The sequence below is a fragment of the Streptomyces sp. NPDC045967 genome, from assembly GCF_056430495.1.
In genome coordinates, this window is sequence record NZ_JBWKLE010000003.1 from 566,763 (window position 1) to 581,029 (window position 14,267).

Annotated in this window: 15 protein-coding genes and 1 pseudogene; 15 read left to right on the top strand and 1 reads right to left on the bottom strand. The window is 72.0% G+C overall.

Annotated features, from left to right (window positions below):
* Positions 1–23: 23 nt before the first annotated feature.
* The 9 genes from lepB (AC07FY_RS09530) (at position 24) to AC07FY_RS09570 (ending at position 7,739) form a co-directional block, all read left to right on the top strand.
* A complete protein-coding gene (lepB, locus tag AC07FY_RS09530; RefSeq protein WP_479002915.1) occupies positions 24–920 on the top strand; it encodes a signal peptidase I in 897 nt (298 codons plus the stop codon).
* Between the two features lie 42 nt (positions 921–962).
* On the top strand, positions 963–1,745 hold the full coding sequence (gene lepB / locus AC07FY_RS09535) for a signal peptidase I (RefSeq protein WP_479002917.1): 783 nt from the start codon (positions 963–965) through the stop codon (positions 1,743–1,745).
* A 145-nt stretch (positions 1,746–1,890) separates the two neighbouring features.
* The gene (locus tag AC07FY_RS09540; protein WP_479003202.1) at positions 1,891–2,349 is read left to right on the top strand and encodes an NUDIX hydrolase; all 459 of its coding nucleotides are present in this window, start codon (positions 1,891–1,893) and stop codon (positions 2,347–2,349) included.
* A 55-nt stretch (positions 2,350–2,404) separates the two neighbouring features.
* Positions 2,405–2,713 (top strand): DUF2469 domain-containing protein, encoded by a 309-nt coding sequence (locus AC07FY_RS09545; protein ID WP_005311352.1) that lies wholly within the window; start codon positions 2,405–2,407, stop codon positions 2,711–2,713.
* A gap of 108 nt (positions 2,714–2,821) precedes the next feature.
* Positions 2,822–3,193, top strand: a complete 372-nt coding sequence (locus AC07FY_RS09550; protein ID WP_479002920.1) for a YraN family protein — start codon at positions 2,822–2,824, stop codon at positions 3,191–3,193.
* Entirely contained in the window at positions 3,193–4,824 is a 1,632-nt protein-coding gene (locus AC07FY_RS09555; protein ID WP_479002922.1) for a YifB family Mg chelatase-like AAA ATPase, read from the top strand. Before AC07FY_RS09550 ends, AC07FY_RS09555 begins: the two co-directional genes overlap by 1 nt.
* The gene (gene dprA, locus AC07FY_RS09560) at positions 4,821–6,083 is read left to right on the top strand and encodes a DNA-processing protein DprA (protein ID WP_479002925.1); all 1,263 of its coding nucleotides are present in this window, start codon (positions 4,821–4,823) and stop codon (positions 6,081–6,083) included. Before AC07FY_RS09555 ends, dprA begins: the two co-directional genes overlap by 4 nt.
* 209 nt (positions 6,084–6,292) lie before the next feature.
* Complete coding sequence (whiG, locus tag AC07FY_RS09565) at positions 6,293–7,129, top strand: RNA polymerase sigma factor WhiG (RefSeq protein ID WP_479002928.1); 837 nt, start codon at positions 6,293–6,295, stop codon at positions 7,127–7,129.
* 52 nt (positions 7,130–7,181) lie between these two features.
* Positions 7,182–7,739 (top strand): TetR/AcrR family transcriptional regulator, encoded by a 558-nt coding sequence (locus AC07FY_RS09570; RefSeq protein WP_479003205.1) that lies wholly within the window; start codon positions 7,182–7,184, stop codon positions 7,737–7,739.
* A gap of 126 nt (positions 7,740–7,865) precedes the next feature.
* Here the strand turns inward: AC07FY_RS09570 and AC07FY_RS09575 are convergent.
* Positions 7,866–8,210: pseudogene (locus AC07FY_RS09575) on the bottom strand (peptidoglycan DD-metalloendopeptidase family protein); the annotation flags it as partial.
* Between the two features lie 249 nt (positions 8,211–8,459).
* Here AC07FY_RS09575 and rpsB point away from each other — a divergent pair.
* The 6 genes from rpsB (at position 8,460) to rlmN (ending at position 14,267) form a co-directional block, all read left to right on the top strand.
* The gene (rpsB, locus tag AC07FY_RS09580; RefSeq protein WP_479002931.1) at positions 8,460–9,389 is read left to right on the top strand and encodes a 30S ribosomal protein S2; all 930 of its coding nucleotides are present in this window, start codon (positions 8,460–8,462) and stop codon (positions 9,387–9,389) included.
* A gap of 135 nt (positions 9,390–9,524) precedes the next feature.
* Positions 9,525–10,361 (top strand): translation elongation factor Ts, encoded by an 837-nt coding sequence (gene tsf / locus AC07FY_RS09585; protein WP_479002934.1) that lies wholly within the window; start codon positions 9,525–9,527, stop codon positions 10,359–10,361.
* A 162-nt stretch (positions 10,362–10,523) separates the two neighbouring features.
* Positions 10,524–11,303, top strand: a complete 780-nt coding sequence (pyrH, locus tag AC07FY_RS09590) for a UMP kinase (RefSeq protein ID WP_073913371.1) — start codon at positions 10,524–10,526, stop codon at positions 11,301–11,303.
* An 85-nt stretch (positions 11,304–11,388) separates the two neighbouring features.
* A complete protein-coding gene (gene frr / locus AC07FY_RS09595; RefSeq protein ID WP_479002936.1) occupies positions 11,389–11,946 on the top strand; it encodes a ribosome recycling factor in 558 nt (185 codons plus the stop codon).
* Positions 11,946–13,019, top strand: a complete 1,074-nt coding sequence (locus AC07FY_RS09600; RefSeq protein WP_479002939.1) for a phosphatidate cytidylyltransferase — start codon at positions 11,946–11,948, stop codon at positions 13,017–13,019. The genes frr and AC07FY_RS09600 overlap by 1 nt, the downstream gene beginning before the upstream one ends.
* A 132-nt stretch (positions 13,020–13,151) precedes the next feature.
* Positions 13,152–14,267, top strand: coding sequence for a dual-specificity RNA methyltransferase RlmN (gene rlmN / locus AC07FY_RS09605; protein WP_479002942.1), 1,116 nt, complete (start codon positions 13,152–13,154; stop codon positions 14,265–14,267).

Here is a 14,267-nt window from a genome sequence, read left to right on the forward strand (position 1 = left end):
AGTGAGGAGTGGATGTGGGGGACGTGGCGGTAGGCGCACGGTCCGGACGTGACGAGGGCGAGGAGCGGCCGGACGACGCCGCCGGGCACGAGGCCGAGACGGACGGAGCCGAGGCGCGCCCGCACCGCTCGTTCTGGAAGGAGCTCCCGCTCCTGATCGGTATCGCGCTGCTGCTGGCCCTGCTGATCAAGACCTTCCTCGTGCAGGCGTTCTCGATCCCCTCCGATTCGATGCAGAACACCCTGCAGCGCGGGGACCGGGTGCTGGTGGACAAGCTGACGCCGTGGTTCGGCTCCGAGCCGGAGCGGGGCGAGGTCGTCGTCTTCCACGACCCGGCCAACTGGCTGTCCGGCGAGCCCACCCCGGAGCCGAACTTCGCCCAGCAGGTCCTGAGCAAGATCGGCCTGATGCCGGACGCGGCCGAGAAGGACCTGATCAAGCGGGTCATCGCCATCGGCGGGGACACGGTCGAGTGCAAGAAGGGGGGACCGGTCGTCGTCAACGGCAAGGCGCTCGACGAGCCGTACATCTTCCCCGGCAACACCGCCTGCGACGACGCTCCCTTCGGCCCCCTCACCGTGCCCGAGGGCAAGGTCTGGGTGATGGGTGACCACCGCCAGAACTCCCAGGACTCCCGCTACCACATGCAGGACTCCACCAAGGGCTTCGTGCCCGTCGACGACGTCGTCGGGCGGGCCGTCGTGGTCGCGTGGCCGATCACCCGCTGGTCCACCCTTCCCATCCCGGACACCTTCGACCAGCCGGGCATCGGCAACCAGGCCGCGGCGACCGCCCTCGGCCTCGGCGCCGCCGGCCTGGCACCGGTCGGGCTGGGGCCGGCCGCGCTCGGACTCGTGGGCGCCGTGCCGCTCGTCATGTGGCGCCGGCGGAGGCTGCCCACGGGCCGTACCGACGGGTAGGGTGCCGCCCAGGTCGACGATCTCCGACGTGGGGGCGCTGCAATGGGCGGAACACAGGCAATACGCGGTGGCAAGGACGGCCGCGGCGGTGTCGGCAACGTGGTGTCGGGCATCGCCGTGGCCGTCGGCTTCGCGCTCTTCCTCGGCGGCTTCGTCTGGGGCGCGCTGGTCTACCGGCCCTACACCGTGCCCACGGACTCGATGATGCCCACGGTGCTGCCCGGCGACCGGGTGCTGGCCGAGCGGATCGACGGCGGCGAGGTGCGCCGCGGGGACGTCGTCATCTTTACTGATTCCATGTGGAGCGATCTGCCCATGCTCAAGCGGGTCGTCGGCATCGGCGGCGACACCGTGAAGTGCTGCGGTGCGGACGGCGAGCTCACCGTGAACGGCACGGCCCTCGACGAGCCCTACGCCGACCGCACCAAGCCCGACTCCGGCCTGGTGATGCCGCCCGGGCAGGCGCCCGGGCCCGGGGCCCCCTTCGAGGTGACCGTTCCGGAGGGCAACCTCTTCCTGCTCGGCGACCGGCGTGCCGCCTCCGTCGACTCCCGGGCCCACCTGCAGGAGGCCGGTCAGGGGACCGTGCCCAGGTCCACCGTCAGCGCCCGCGTCGACGCCGTGGCCTGGCCCTCCCCGGGGATGCTGGAGCGGCCCGGGACGTATGCGGGGCTGCCCGGCGGAACCTCCCGGCCCGGCCCGCTGCGGATCCAGCTCGTGACCGTGGCGGCCGGCGCCGTCCTGGTGCTGCTGGGCGCCGCCTACGGGCCCGTCGCGCGGGCCCTCGGGCGGGGACGGCGGCGGGATCCGGCCGGTGTCCGCTGACCGGGCGGAGCCGGCCGCGGCGCGCGATCTCCCCGCAGGCTCCGGCTCCGCTGCCACCGACCCCGTCGCCGTCCCGGTCGTTCCGGGCCCCGTCGCCGTCCCGGTCGTTCCGGGCCCCGTCGCCGTCCCGCGCAAGGTATCGCGGCTGATCCTGCTGGACCCGGCCGACCGGATCCTGCTCCTGCACGGCTTCGAACCGGCCGACCCCGCGGACGACTGGTGGTTCACCCCCGGCGGCGGACTCGAGGACGGCGAGAGCCGCGAGCAGGCGGCGCTCAGGGAACTGGCGGAGGAGACGGGGATCACACAGGTGGATCTCGGGCCCGTGCTGTGGCACCGGTACTGCTCCTTCCCCTTCGACGGGCGCCGCTGGGAGCAGGACGAGTGGTACTTCCTGGCCCGAACCGCCCAGACGGAAGCCCTGCCGACCGCGTTCACCGAGCTGGAGCGGCGCAGTGTCACCGGAGCCAGGTGGTGGACCTCCGGGGAACTTCTCTCGGCGCGTGAGACGGTGTATCCGACCAGACTCGCCGAGCTGCTCCGTACGCTGCTCGACGACGGTCCTCCGGGTGCGCCCGTGGTCCTGGCCCCGGAAATCGTTTAGGGGTGCGGGGGCCTGGCGCACAATAGGGGGACGCACGGCTGAAGGGGAACATGCCATGAGTGCCGAGGACCTCGAAAAGTACGAGACCGAGATGGAGCTGAAGCTCTATCGGGAGTACCGCGACGTCGTCGGGCTGTTCAAGTACGTGATCGAGACCGAACGCCGTTTCTACCTCACCAACGACTACGAGATGCAGGTGCACTCGGTCCAGGGGGAGGTCTTCTTCGAGGTCTCCATGGCCGATGCCTGGGTCTGGGACATGTACCGGCCGGCCCGGTTCGTGAAGCAGGTGCGGGTGCTGACGTTCAAGGACGTGAACATCGAGGAACTCAACAAGAGCGACCTCGAACTGCCGGGCAGCTGAGGTCGTCCGCCGTACGGGTGACCGGGTTGTCCACAACGGCGGAGTTGTCCACCAAGATCCACAAGGTGGGCGGGGGAGCGCGATCGTCGGTACCGGAGGTGGTGCCGGATGAACGCGAAGGGCGTGGCGCAGCAGGCATTGGGGCGGTACGGCGAGGAGCTCGCGGCGCGGCTGCTGGCCGAGGCCGGGATGACCGTGATCGCGCGGAACTGGCGGTGCCGCGGCGGGGAGATCGACATCGTCGCCCGGGACGGTGACGCCCTCGTCGTCTGCGAGGTGAAGACCCGCCGGGCGGGGGCGTTCGAGCACCCCATGGCGGCCGTGCGGCCCGGCAAGGCCGAGCGCTTGCGGCAGCTCGCCGGCCGGTGGCTCGCCGACCACGGCGGACCGCCGCCGGGCGGGGTGCGCATCGACCTGGTCGGAGTCCTGCTGCCGCGGCGCGGTGCGCCCCTGGTGGAGCACGTCAGGGGGGCGGCCTGATGGGATTCGCCCGAGCCTGCTCGGTCGCCCTGGTGGGCGTCGACGGCGTGGTGGTGGAGGTCCAGGCCGACCTGGAGCCCGGGGTCGCCGCCTTCACCCTGGTGGGGCTGCCGGACAAGACCCTGGTGGAGAGCCGGGACCGGGTGCGGGCCGCCGTGGTGAACTCGGGGGCCGCCTGGCCGCAGAAGAAGCTCACCGTCGGCCTCAGCCCGGCCTCCGTCCCGAAGTCCGGAGCCGGCTTCGACCTGGCGGTGGCGGCCGCCGTGCTGGGCGCCGCCGAGGTGGTCGACCCGGGCGTGATCGCCGATCTCGTCCTGATCGGCGAGCTGGGCCTCGACGGCCGGGTGCGTCCGGTCCGCGGGATCCTCCCGGCGGTCCTCGCGGCGGCCGAGGCCGGGTACCGGCAGGTGGTGGTCCCGCAGCAGTGCGCCGCGGAGGCCGCGCTCGTGCCGGACGTCTCGGTGCTCGGCGTGCGCAGCCTGCGCCAGCTGATCGCGGTGCTGACCGACGAGCCGGTCCCCGAGGAGGATCCCCCGGAGCCGCCGGGCCGCCCCGACCCGATACTGGCCGGCCTGGTCCTTCCCGGGGCGGGCCTCGGCAGCGGACTGGCGCCCGGCCGCTTTGGCCTGGACGCCGGGGACGTCCCCGACCTCGCCGACGTGGCGGGCCAGCACACCGCGCGCCGGGCCCTGGAAGTGGCCGCCGGCGGGGGCCACCACCTCTTCCTGAGCGGGCCTCCCGGGGCGGGCAAGACCATGCTGGCCGAGCGGCTGCCGTGGATCCTGCCGCCGCTCAGCCGCCAGGAGTCCGTGGAGGTCACCGCCGTCCACTCGGTGGCGGGCATCCTCCCGCCCGGCGAACCGCTCGTCGCCCGGCCGCCCTACTGCGCACCGCACCACTCGGCGACCATGCAGTCGCTGGTGGGCGGCGGCAACGGGGTCCCCAGACCGGGCGCCGTCTCGCTCGCCCACCGCGGCGTGCTGTTCCTGGACGAGGCCGCCGAATTCCACGGCCGGGCGCTGGACGCCCTGCGCCAGCCCCTCGAATCGGGGCACGTGGTCATCGCCCGGGCGGCCGGGGTGGTCCGGCTGCCGGCCCGGTTCCTCATGGTCCTCGCCGCGAACCCGTGCCCGTGCGGGCGCCACACCCTCCAGGGGACCGGGTGCGAATGTCCTCCGTCGGTGATCAGGCGCTACCAGGGCAGGCTGTCCGGGCCGCTGCTCGACCGGGTGGACCTGAGGGTGGAGGTCGAGCCCGTGACCCGCTCCGACCTCCTGGGGCAGGGCGGCCGGGGCGAGTCCACCGCGGTGGTCGCCGACCGGGTGCGCGAAGCGAGGGAGCGCGCCGCCCTCCGGCTCGCCGACACCCCGTGGCGGCTCAACTCCGAGGTGCCCGGCCAGGAGCTGCGCACCCGGTGGCGGGCGGGCCCCGGCGCGCTGGTCCAGGCCGAGCGCGACATGGAGCGCGGACTGCTCACCGCGCGCGGGCTGGACCGGGTGCTGCGCGTCGCCTGGACCGTCGCCGACCTGCGGGGTCGCGACCGGCCCGAAGTGCCGGACGTGGCCGTGGCCCTGGAGCTGCGGACCGGCATTGCCCGCGGGGCGACCCTGGCGGCGGGGGCCGGGTCATGACGGGGGCGCGGGACGGGAAGCCCGACGCGGACCGGGGCGGTGGGCCCGAGCCGCCGCCCGGGGTAGCGGAGTGCGGGTCCGCAGGCGGTCCGGGCGGGGTCGCGGAGCCGGAGCTGCTGGCCCGGGCGGCGCTGACACGGGTGCTGGAGCCCGGGGAGGAGCGGGGCGGGCGCTGGTTGCGGGAGTACGGGGCCGTCGGGCTGATGCGCCTGCTGACCGGGCCGGAGGCGAAGGCGCCGGCCGGGGTGAGGGCCGAGCGGCTCGCCGGGTACCGCAGACGGGCCGCGCTGGCCGACCCCCGGCGGGACCTGGAGGCGGCCGCTCAGTCCGGGACCCGGTTCGTCTGTCCCGGCTCGGCGGAGTGGCCGACCCAGCTGGACGATCTCGGGGACGCCCGGCCCGTGGGGCTCTGGCTGCGGGGCCGACCGAACCTGCGGACCTGGGCGCTGCGCTCCGTCGCCGTGGTGGGGGCCCGGGCCTGTACTCCGTACGGGGCGCACATGGCCCAGAGCCTGGCCGCCGGCCTCGCCGAGCGGGGCTGGGTGGTCGTCTCCGGAGCCGCGTACGGGATCGACGGCGCCGCGCACCGCGGGGCCCTCGCCTCGGGCGGTGCCACCGCGGCGGTGCTCGCCTGCGGGGTGGACGTCGCCTATCCCCGCGGACACGCGGGACTCCTCGGCCGGATCGCCGGGCAGGGGCTGCTGCTGGGGGAGCTGGGGCCGGGCAGCCACCCCACCCCGAGCCGGTTCGTGCTGCGCAACCGGGTCATCGCCGCCCTGACCCGCGGCACCGTCGTGGTGGAGGCCGCGCACCGCAGCGGTTCGCTGGTCACCGCCCGGCGGGCCCAGGAGCTCGGCAGGTTCACCATGGGCATCCCCGGACCGGCCACCAGCGGGCTCTCCGCCGGAGTGCACGAACTGCTGCGGGGCGAGGCGGTGCTCGTCACCGATGCGGCGGAGGTCGTCGAACTCGTCGGCTCCATCGGGGAACTGGCCCCCGAGCGGCGCGGGCCCGTCCTGGCCCGCGACCTGCTGGACCGGGAGACCGGCCGGGTGCTCGACGCGCTCGTGGTCGGCCGGGCGGTCACCGCCGAGGAGTTGGCACGTGCCTGCGGCAACGGAACCGATGAAGTCACCGGCAGACTGTACGAACTTCACTCTCTGGGGTTCGTCGAACGGCAGGGCGACGCCTGGCAGTTGAGCAGACAAACGCCGGAACGCGGCATACGAACCGGAGCCACCCGGCGAGGCGGTCGTTGACCTGGGGCGTTCCGGTGAAAGAGTGAAACCGATGGAAGACGCGGTCCTCCCGGTGGCGGTCGCCGGGACCGTGCGCGAGGCGCCGGTCCCGGGTCGCCCGTGCGAGTCGGGGCGCCGCTTCGTCCCCGCGCCATCCCGTACTCTTCGCGCACCGCGACACTTTCGTCACGCTACGCTCCCAAGGAATCCGGCTCCGGCAAAGGCGAAGCATGCCCCAGCACACCTCAGGGTCCGACCGCGCTGCGGTTCCCCCCGCTGCCCGCGGCAGTGTGCGGCCCACCGCGCCCTCGTCCCTGGAGGTGCTCTGGCGCTCGTACAAGGAGTCCGGTGACGAGCGGCTGCGGGAGCAGCTGATCCTGCACTACTCGCCGCTGGTCAAGTACGTGGCCGGCCGGGTCAGCGTGGGGCTGCCGCCCAATGTGGAGCAGGCGGACTTCGTCTCCTCCGGCGTCTTCGGACTGATCGACGCCATCGAGAAGTTCGACATCGACCGGTCGATCAAATTCGAGACCTACGCGATCACCCGGATCCGCGGGGCGATGATCGACGAGCTGCGCGCCCTGGACTGGATCCCCCGTTCGGTACGGCAGAAGGCGCGGGCCGTGGAACGGGCCTACGCCACGCTGGAGGCCCAGCTGCGGCGCACTCCCACGGAGAGCGAGGTCGCCGGCGAGATGGGGATCGGCGTGGAGGACCTGCACACGGTCTTCAGCCAGCTGTCCCTGGCCAACGTGGTCGCCCTCGAGGAGCTGCTGCACGCCGGCGGGGAGGGCGGCGACCGCCTCTCCCTGATGGACACCCTCGAGGACACCACGGCCGACGACCCCGTGGAGGTGGCGGAGGACCGGGAGCTGCGGCGCCTGCTGGCCCGGGCCATCAACACGCTTCCCGAGCGGGAGAAGACGGTCGTCACCCTCTACTACTACGAGGGGCTCACCCTGGCCGAGATCGGCAACGTGCTGGGGGTCACCGAGAGCCGCGTCAGCCAGATCCACACCAAGTCCGTGCTCCAACTCCGGGCCAAGCTCGCCGATGTGGGGCGGTGAGCTTGCGGTACCTCCGTAGAGTGGAGAGGTGCCCAGGATTCGAGCGGCCTCCGTGGCCGAGCACCGGTCGATGCAGCGCGGGGCCCTGTTGGACGCCGCGCGTTCCCTGTTGTCCGAAGGCGGGACGGAGGCGCTGACCTTCCCCGCCCTCGCGGAGCGCACCGGCCTCGCCCGGTCCTCCGTGTACGAGTACTTCCGGTCCCGCGCGGCCGTGGTCGAAGAGCTGTGCGCGGTGGACTTCCCCATCTGGGCCGCCGAGATCGAGGCGGCCATGGAACGGGCCGGGACGCCCGAGGCGAAGATCGAGGCCTATGTGCGCAGCCAGCTCGGGCTGGTCGGCGACCGGCGCCACCGGGCGGTGGTGGCGATCTCCGCGAGCGAACTCGACGCGGGAGCGCGGGAGAAGATCCGCGCGGCCCACGGGGGTCTGGTGGCCATGATCGTCGAGGCGCTGGCCGCCCTGGGGCAGCGGGAGCCGAAACTGGCCGCGATGCTGCTGCAAGGCGTCGTGGACGCGGCCGTCCGTCGCATCGAGCTCGGAGCCGCCGAGGACCCGGACGTGGTCACCGAGGCCGCCGTGGCCATGGCGCTGCGGGGCGTCCGGGGCTGAGCCCTGCGGGGCGTCCGGGGCCCGGTCCGGCAGCAGCCGGGGTGTGGGCCGGGGGAGCAGGGCCAGGGGGTTGAGGTAGACCTCGCCCGCCAGCAGGCCCCAGTGCAGGCACGGGGCCGGGCAGTGGGAGCCCTCCGTCAGGACCGCCACCACCTGGCCCGCCGTGACCTCCTCGCCCTGTGAGACCAGGGCGCGCACCGGTTCGTACGTCGTGCGCAGGCCGTTCGGCAGGGCGAGGGAGAGCACCCCCCGGCCCGCGACCGGGCCCGCGAAGTGCACACGGCCCGCGGCGACCGCCCGCACCTGCGTGCCCACCGGCGCGGAGAGGTCCACGCCCCGGTGCCCGGCCGCGTACGGCGTGGGCGGCGGGTCCCACCAGCGCACCACGGAGAGCGGTGCGGGCAGCGGGCGCACGCCGGGAACGGCGGCCTGGACCAAGGTCAGCAGCAGGCTGAGCAGCAGAGTCGTCATGGCGCCCAGCGTCCCGCGCCCCGCCGGCCGGCGGGCGGGGCCTGTGGACGGAGCGCGGAGTGTGGACAACGGCGTCACCCGGCACACCGCCGGGTCCCGTACACTTCTTGTGGCGATCCGGGTCACCGGGTCGACTTCGCACGCCCCAGCACCAGCCGGAACCGGCACGGTGAGAGCGTCTCTCGGTCCCTTTCGGGGCAGGGCGCGGCGGGGCGTCAGGAACCAAACCGAGAAACCAAGGAGATGGCCATGGCCGTCGTCACGATGCGGGAGCTGCTGGAGAGCGGCGTCCACTTCGGTCACCAGACCCGCCGTTGGAACCCGAAGATGAAGCGCTTCATCTTCACGGAGCGCAACGGCATCTACATCATCGACCTGCTGCAGTCGCTGTCGTACATCGACCGCGCCTACGAGTTCGTGAAGGAGACCGTCGCGCACGGTGGCTCCATCATGTTCGTCGGTACCAAGAAGCAGGCGCAGGAGGCCATCGCCGAGCAGGCGACGCGCGTCGGCATGCCGTACGTCAACCAGCGCTGGCTGGGTGGCATGCTCACCAACTTCTCCACCGTCTACAAGCGCCTCCAGCGTCTGAAGGAGCTTGAGGCGATCGACTTCGAGGACGTCGCCGCCTCGGGTCTCACCAAGAAGGAGCTCCTGGTCCTCTCCCGCGAGAAGACCAAGCTGGAGAAGACCCTCGGTGGTATCCGCGAGATGTCGAAGGTCCCCAGCGCCGTCTGGATCGTCGACACCAAGAAGGAGCACATCGCCGTCGGTGAGGCGCGCAAGCTCCACATCCCGGTCGTCGCGATCCTCGACACCAACTGCGACCCCGACGAGGTCGACTACAAGATCCCGGGCAACGACGACGCGATCCGCTCCGTCACCCTGCTCACCCGCGTGATCGCCGACGCCGTCGCCGAGGGCCTCATCGCCCGCTCCGGCGCCGCGACCGGCGACTCGAAGCCGGGCGAGAAGGCCGCTGCCGAGCCGCTCGCCGAGTGGGAGCGCGACCTGCTCGAGGGCGACAAGAAGGCTGACGAGGCCCCGGCCGCCGATGTCGACGCCGCCAAGGTGGACGCCGACGCCGCCGCCGAGGTCGCCGCCGAGGTCACCCCGGCCGCCGAGGCCGTCGAGGCCCCCGCCGCCGAGGCCCCGGCCGCCGACGCCGAGCAGGCCTGACCCACGGGGAGCGCCCGGCGTTCACACGCCGGGCACTCACAGCACGGACGATGACGGCGGGGGAGCCGCGCCTGAGGCGCGGCGCCTCCGCCGTTCACCCGTAGATCTACGACTTCGAGAGAGAATCACAGACTCATGGCGAACTACACCGCCGCTGACGTCAAGAAGCTCCGCGAGCTCACCGGCGCCGGCATGCTGGACTGCAAGAACGCGCTTGTGGACGCCGACGGTGACGTCGACAAGGCCATGGAAGCGCTCCGCATCAAGGGTCAGAAGGGCGTCGCCAAGCGCGAGGGCCGTTCTGCCGAGAACGGTGCGGTCGTCTCCCTCATCTCCGACGACAACACCTCCGGTGTCATCGTCGAGCTGAAGTGCGAGACCGACTTCGTCGCCAAGGGCGACAAGTTCCTGGCCGTCGCCAACCAGCTGGCCGCGCACGTCGCCGCCACCTCCCCGGCCGACCTCGAGGCGCTGCTCGCCTCCGAGATCGAGCCCGGCAAGACCGTCACCGCCTTCGTCGACGAGGCCAACGCCAACCTCGGCGAGAAGATCGTCCTGGACCGCTTCGCGCAGTTCACCGGCGGTTACGTGACCTCGTACATGCACCGCACGATGCCCGACCTGCCGTTCCAGATCGGCGTCCTGGTCGAGCTCGACAAGGAGAACGCCGAGGTCGCCCGCGGCGTCGCGCAGCACATCGCCGCGTTCGCCCCGCAGTGGCTCTCCAAGGAAGACGTTCCGGCCGAGAAGGTCGAGTCCGAGCGTCGCATCGCCGAAGAGGTCACCCGCGCGGAGGGCAAGCCCGAGGCCGCCATCGCGAAGATCGTCGAGGGTCGCGTCAACGGCTTCTTCAAGGAGGCCACCCTCCTCGGCCAGCCGTACGCGCTGGACAACAAGAAGTCCGTCCAGAAGGTCCTGGACGAGGCCGGTGTCACCCTGAAGCGCTTCAGCCGCATCAAGGTCGGCATCTGAGTCCGTCCGTACACGACGGACACCGGACCCCGGTAGGGTCTGAGGCAGTCACCCGCGCTCGCGCGAGGCGACCGCAGATCTGACGAGGAGGCCATTGCCGCAGAGGGAACCGCAAGGACCCACCGGCAATGGCCTTCTTCGTATGTGCACGAGGAGATCTCCATGAATCAGGGCGTGGACCCCCACACCGCATCCGACGACAAGAGCGACCAGGACAAGAAGGGCCGCCGCTTCATGCTGAAGCTGTCGGGCGAGGCCTTCTCGGGTGGCAGAGGACTGGGCGTCGACCCCGACGTCGTCCACGCCATCGCGCGCGAGATCGCCGCGGTGGTCCGTGACGGCGCGGAGATCGCCGTCGTGATCGGCGGCGGCAACTTCTTCCGCGGCGCCGAGCTCCAGCAGCGCGGCATGGACCGCGCGCGGTCCGACTACATGGGCATGCTCGGCACCGTGATGAACTGCCTCGCCCTCCAGGACTTCCTGGAGAAGGAGGGCATCGACTCCCGCGTGCAGACCGCCATCACCATGGGGCAGGTCGCGGAGCCCTACATCCCGCTGCGTGCCGTGCGGCACCTGGAGAAGGGCCGCGTCGTCATCTTCGGCGCCGGCATGGGCATGCCGTACTTCTCCACCGACACCACGGCCGCCCAGCGCGCCCTGGAGATCGACGCCGAAGCCCTGCTGATGGGCAAGAACGGGGTCGACGGGGTCTACGACTCCGACCCCAAGAAGAACCCGGACGCGGTGAAGTTCGACGCGCTCGAATACGGCGAGGTCCTCTCCCGCGACCTGAAGGTCGCGGACGCCACCGCCATCACGCTGTGCCGCGACAACAAGCTGCCGATCCTCGTCTTCGAGCTGCTCGCCGAGGGCAATATCGCCCGCGCCGTCAAGGGTGAGAAGATCGGCACGCTCGTCAGCGACCAGGGAACCCGGGCCTGAGCAGTCCGCTGCCGGACCGAGCCCGGACCGGCCCCGCCCGTCATGCCCGCCTGAACCATCCATTCAAGACATGCAGGAGCACGTGGTGACCGAAGAGATCCTCCTCGAGGCCGAGGAGAAGATGGAAAAGGCCGTCGTCGTCGCCAAGGAAGACTTCGCGGCGATTCGCACCGGCCGTGCGCACCCGGCGATGTTCAACAAGATCGTGGCGGACTACTACGGCGCCATCACGCCCATCAACCAGCTCGCCTCCTTCTCGGTGCCCGAGCCGCGCATGGCGATCGTGACCCCGTTCGACAAGAGCGCCCTGCGCAACATCGAGCAGGCGATCCGCGACTCCGACCTCGGCGTCAACCCCAGCAACGACGGCAGCATCATCCGGGTTACCTTCCCCGAGCTGACGCAGGACCGCCGCAAGGAGTACATCAAGGTCGCCAAGAACAAGGCCGAGGACTCCAAGGTCTCCATCCGCTCCGTCCGCCGCAAGGCGAAGGACGCCCTCGACAAGCTGGTCAAGGACAAGGAGGCCGGCGAGGACGAGGTGCGCCGCGCGGAGAAGGAGCTCGACGACACCACCGCGAAGTACGTCGCGCAGGTGGACGAGCTCCTCAAGCACAAGGAAGCCGAGCTCCTCGAAGTCTGATGAACGACTCTTCCTGGCAGCCGGAGCCGGTTCCGGCGGGTCCCGCATACGATGCGCAGGTGGGCCCGCACACTCGGCCCATGCCCATCGTGCCCGATGCCGCCGGCCGTGACTTCGACGACCGGGAAGCACGCGCTCGGGGGGCCGCCGCGAACGGCGGCCCCCTCTTCCGCGCCGACACGCCGCCGCAGGAGCCCATGCCCAGCCCGCCGCCCCCGCCTTCGCAGGCCCCGCAGGACGCTTCGCCGCCGCCGAAGAAGCGGGCGGGCAGGGACCTGCGCGCCGCGATAGGGGTCGGGATCGGTCTCGGCGCGGTGATCTTCGCCTCGCTGTTCGTGGTGAAGGCGGTCTTCGTCGGCGTCATCGTCGTCGCGGTCGTCGTGGGGCTGTGGGAGCTCACCTCCCGGCTGCAGGAGAAGAAGGGCGTCAAGGCCCCGCTGGTCCCGCTCGCCGTCGGCGGCGCGGCCATGGTCATCGCCGGATACGTCCGCGGAGCCGAGGGCGCCTGGGTGGCCATGGCCCTGACGGCCCTCGCGGTCCTGGTCTGGCGGATGACCGAACCGCCCGAGGACTACCTCAAGGACGTCACGGCGGGCGTCTTCGCGGCGTTCTACGTGCCCTTCCTGGCCACCTTCGTCGCGATGCTGCTCACCGCCGACGACGGGCCGCAGCGCGTGGTCACCTTCCTGCTCCTCACCGTCGTCAGCGACACCGGGGCCTACGCGGTCGGCTGGCGCTTCGGCAAGACCAAGCTCGCGCCGCGCATCAGCCCCGGCAAGACCCGCGAAGGGCTGCTCGGCGCGGTGGCCTTCGCGATGGCGGCCGGTGCGCTGTGCATGGAGTTCCTGATCGAGGGCGGATCCTGGTGGCAGGGCCTGCTGCTGGGGCTGGCGGTCGCGGTCAGCGCCACCCTGGGCGACCTCGGCGAGTCCATGATCAAAAGGGATCTGGGCATCAAGGACATGGGCACCCTGCTCCCGGGCCACGGCGGCATCATGGACCGGCTGGACTCGCTGCTGCCGACCGCCCCGGTCGTCTGGCTGCTGCTGGCGGCTTTCGTCGGCACCGGCTGACCGGTCCGGGCCGGGTTATCCTGGAGGGCGCGCCGCGATGACGTGGCGCGCCCTTTCCGTCCAGCGGCCGCGCCGCGGACCGGCCCTGCACGCGCGGGGTGACCCCCACCTCGTCGCACTGAGGAGTACCGCATGGCCCCCCGTCCCGTTCCGGGTGAGCTCACCTTCGTCGCCCCTCGCGGGGCGAAGAAGCCGCCCCGGCACCTCGCCGACATGACCCCGGCCGAGCGCCGTGAGGCGGTCGCCGCGATCGGCGAGAAGCCGTTCCGGGCCAAGCAGCTCTCCCAGCACTACTTCGCGCGCTACGCGCACGACCCGGCCCAGTGGACGGACATCCCGGCGGGCTCGCGCGAGAAGCTCCAGCAGGAGCTGCTGCCGGACCTGATGAACGTCATCCGGCACATCTCCTGCGACGACGACACCACCCGCAAGACCCTGTGGAAGCTGCACGACGGCACGCTCGTCGAGTCCGTGCTGATGCGCTATCCCGACCGGGTCACCATGTGCATCTCCTCGCAGGCCGGCTGCGGCATGAACTGCCCGTTCTGCGCCACCGGCCAGGCCGGTCTGGACCGCAACCTCTCCACCGCCGAGATCGTGCACCAGATCGTCGACGGCATGCGCGCGCTGCGCGACGGCGAGGTGCCGGGCGGTCCCGCGCGCCTGTCGAACATCGTCTTCATGGGCATGGGCGAGCCGCTGGCCAACTATAACCGCGTGGTCGGCGCCATCCGCCGCCTCACCGACCCGGAGCCCGACGGCCTCGGCCTGTCGCAGCGCGGCATCACGGTCTCCACCGTCGGCCTGGTCCCGGCCATGCTGCGCTTCGCCGACGAGGGCTTCAAGTGCCGTCTGGCGGTCTCGCTGCACGCCCCCGACGACGAGCTGCGCGACACCCTGGTCCCGGTGAACACCCGCTGGAACGTGCGCGAGGTCCTCGACGCGGCCTGGGAGTACGCGGAGAAGTCCGGCCGCCGGATCTCCATCGAGTACGCCCTCATCCGTGACATCAACGACCAGGCCTGGCGCGGGGACCTGCTGGGCAGGCTGCTCAAGGGCAAGCGCGTGCACGTCAACCTGATCCCGCTGAACCCGACGCCGGGCTCCAAGTGGACCGCCTCGCGGCCCGAGGACGAGAAGGCGTTCGTCGAGGCCATCGCCCGGCACGGCGTGCCCGTGACCGTAAGGGACACCCGCGGTCAGGAGATCGACGGCGCGTGCGGGCAGCTCGCGGCCTCGGAGCGCTAG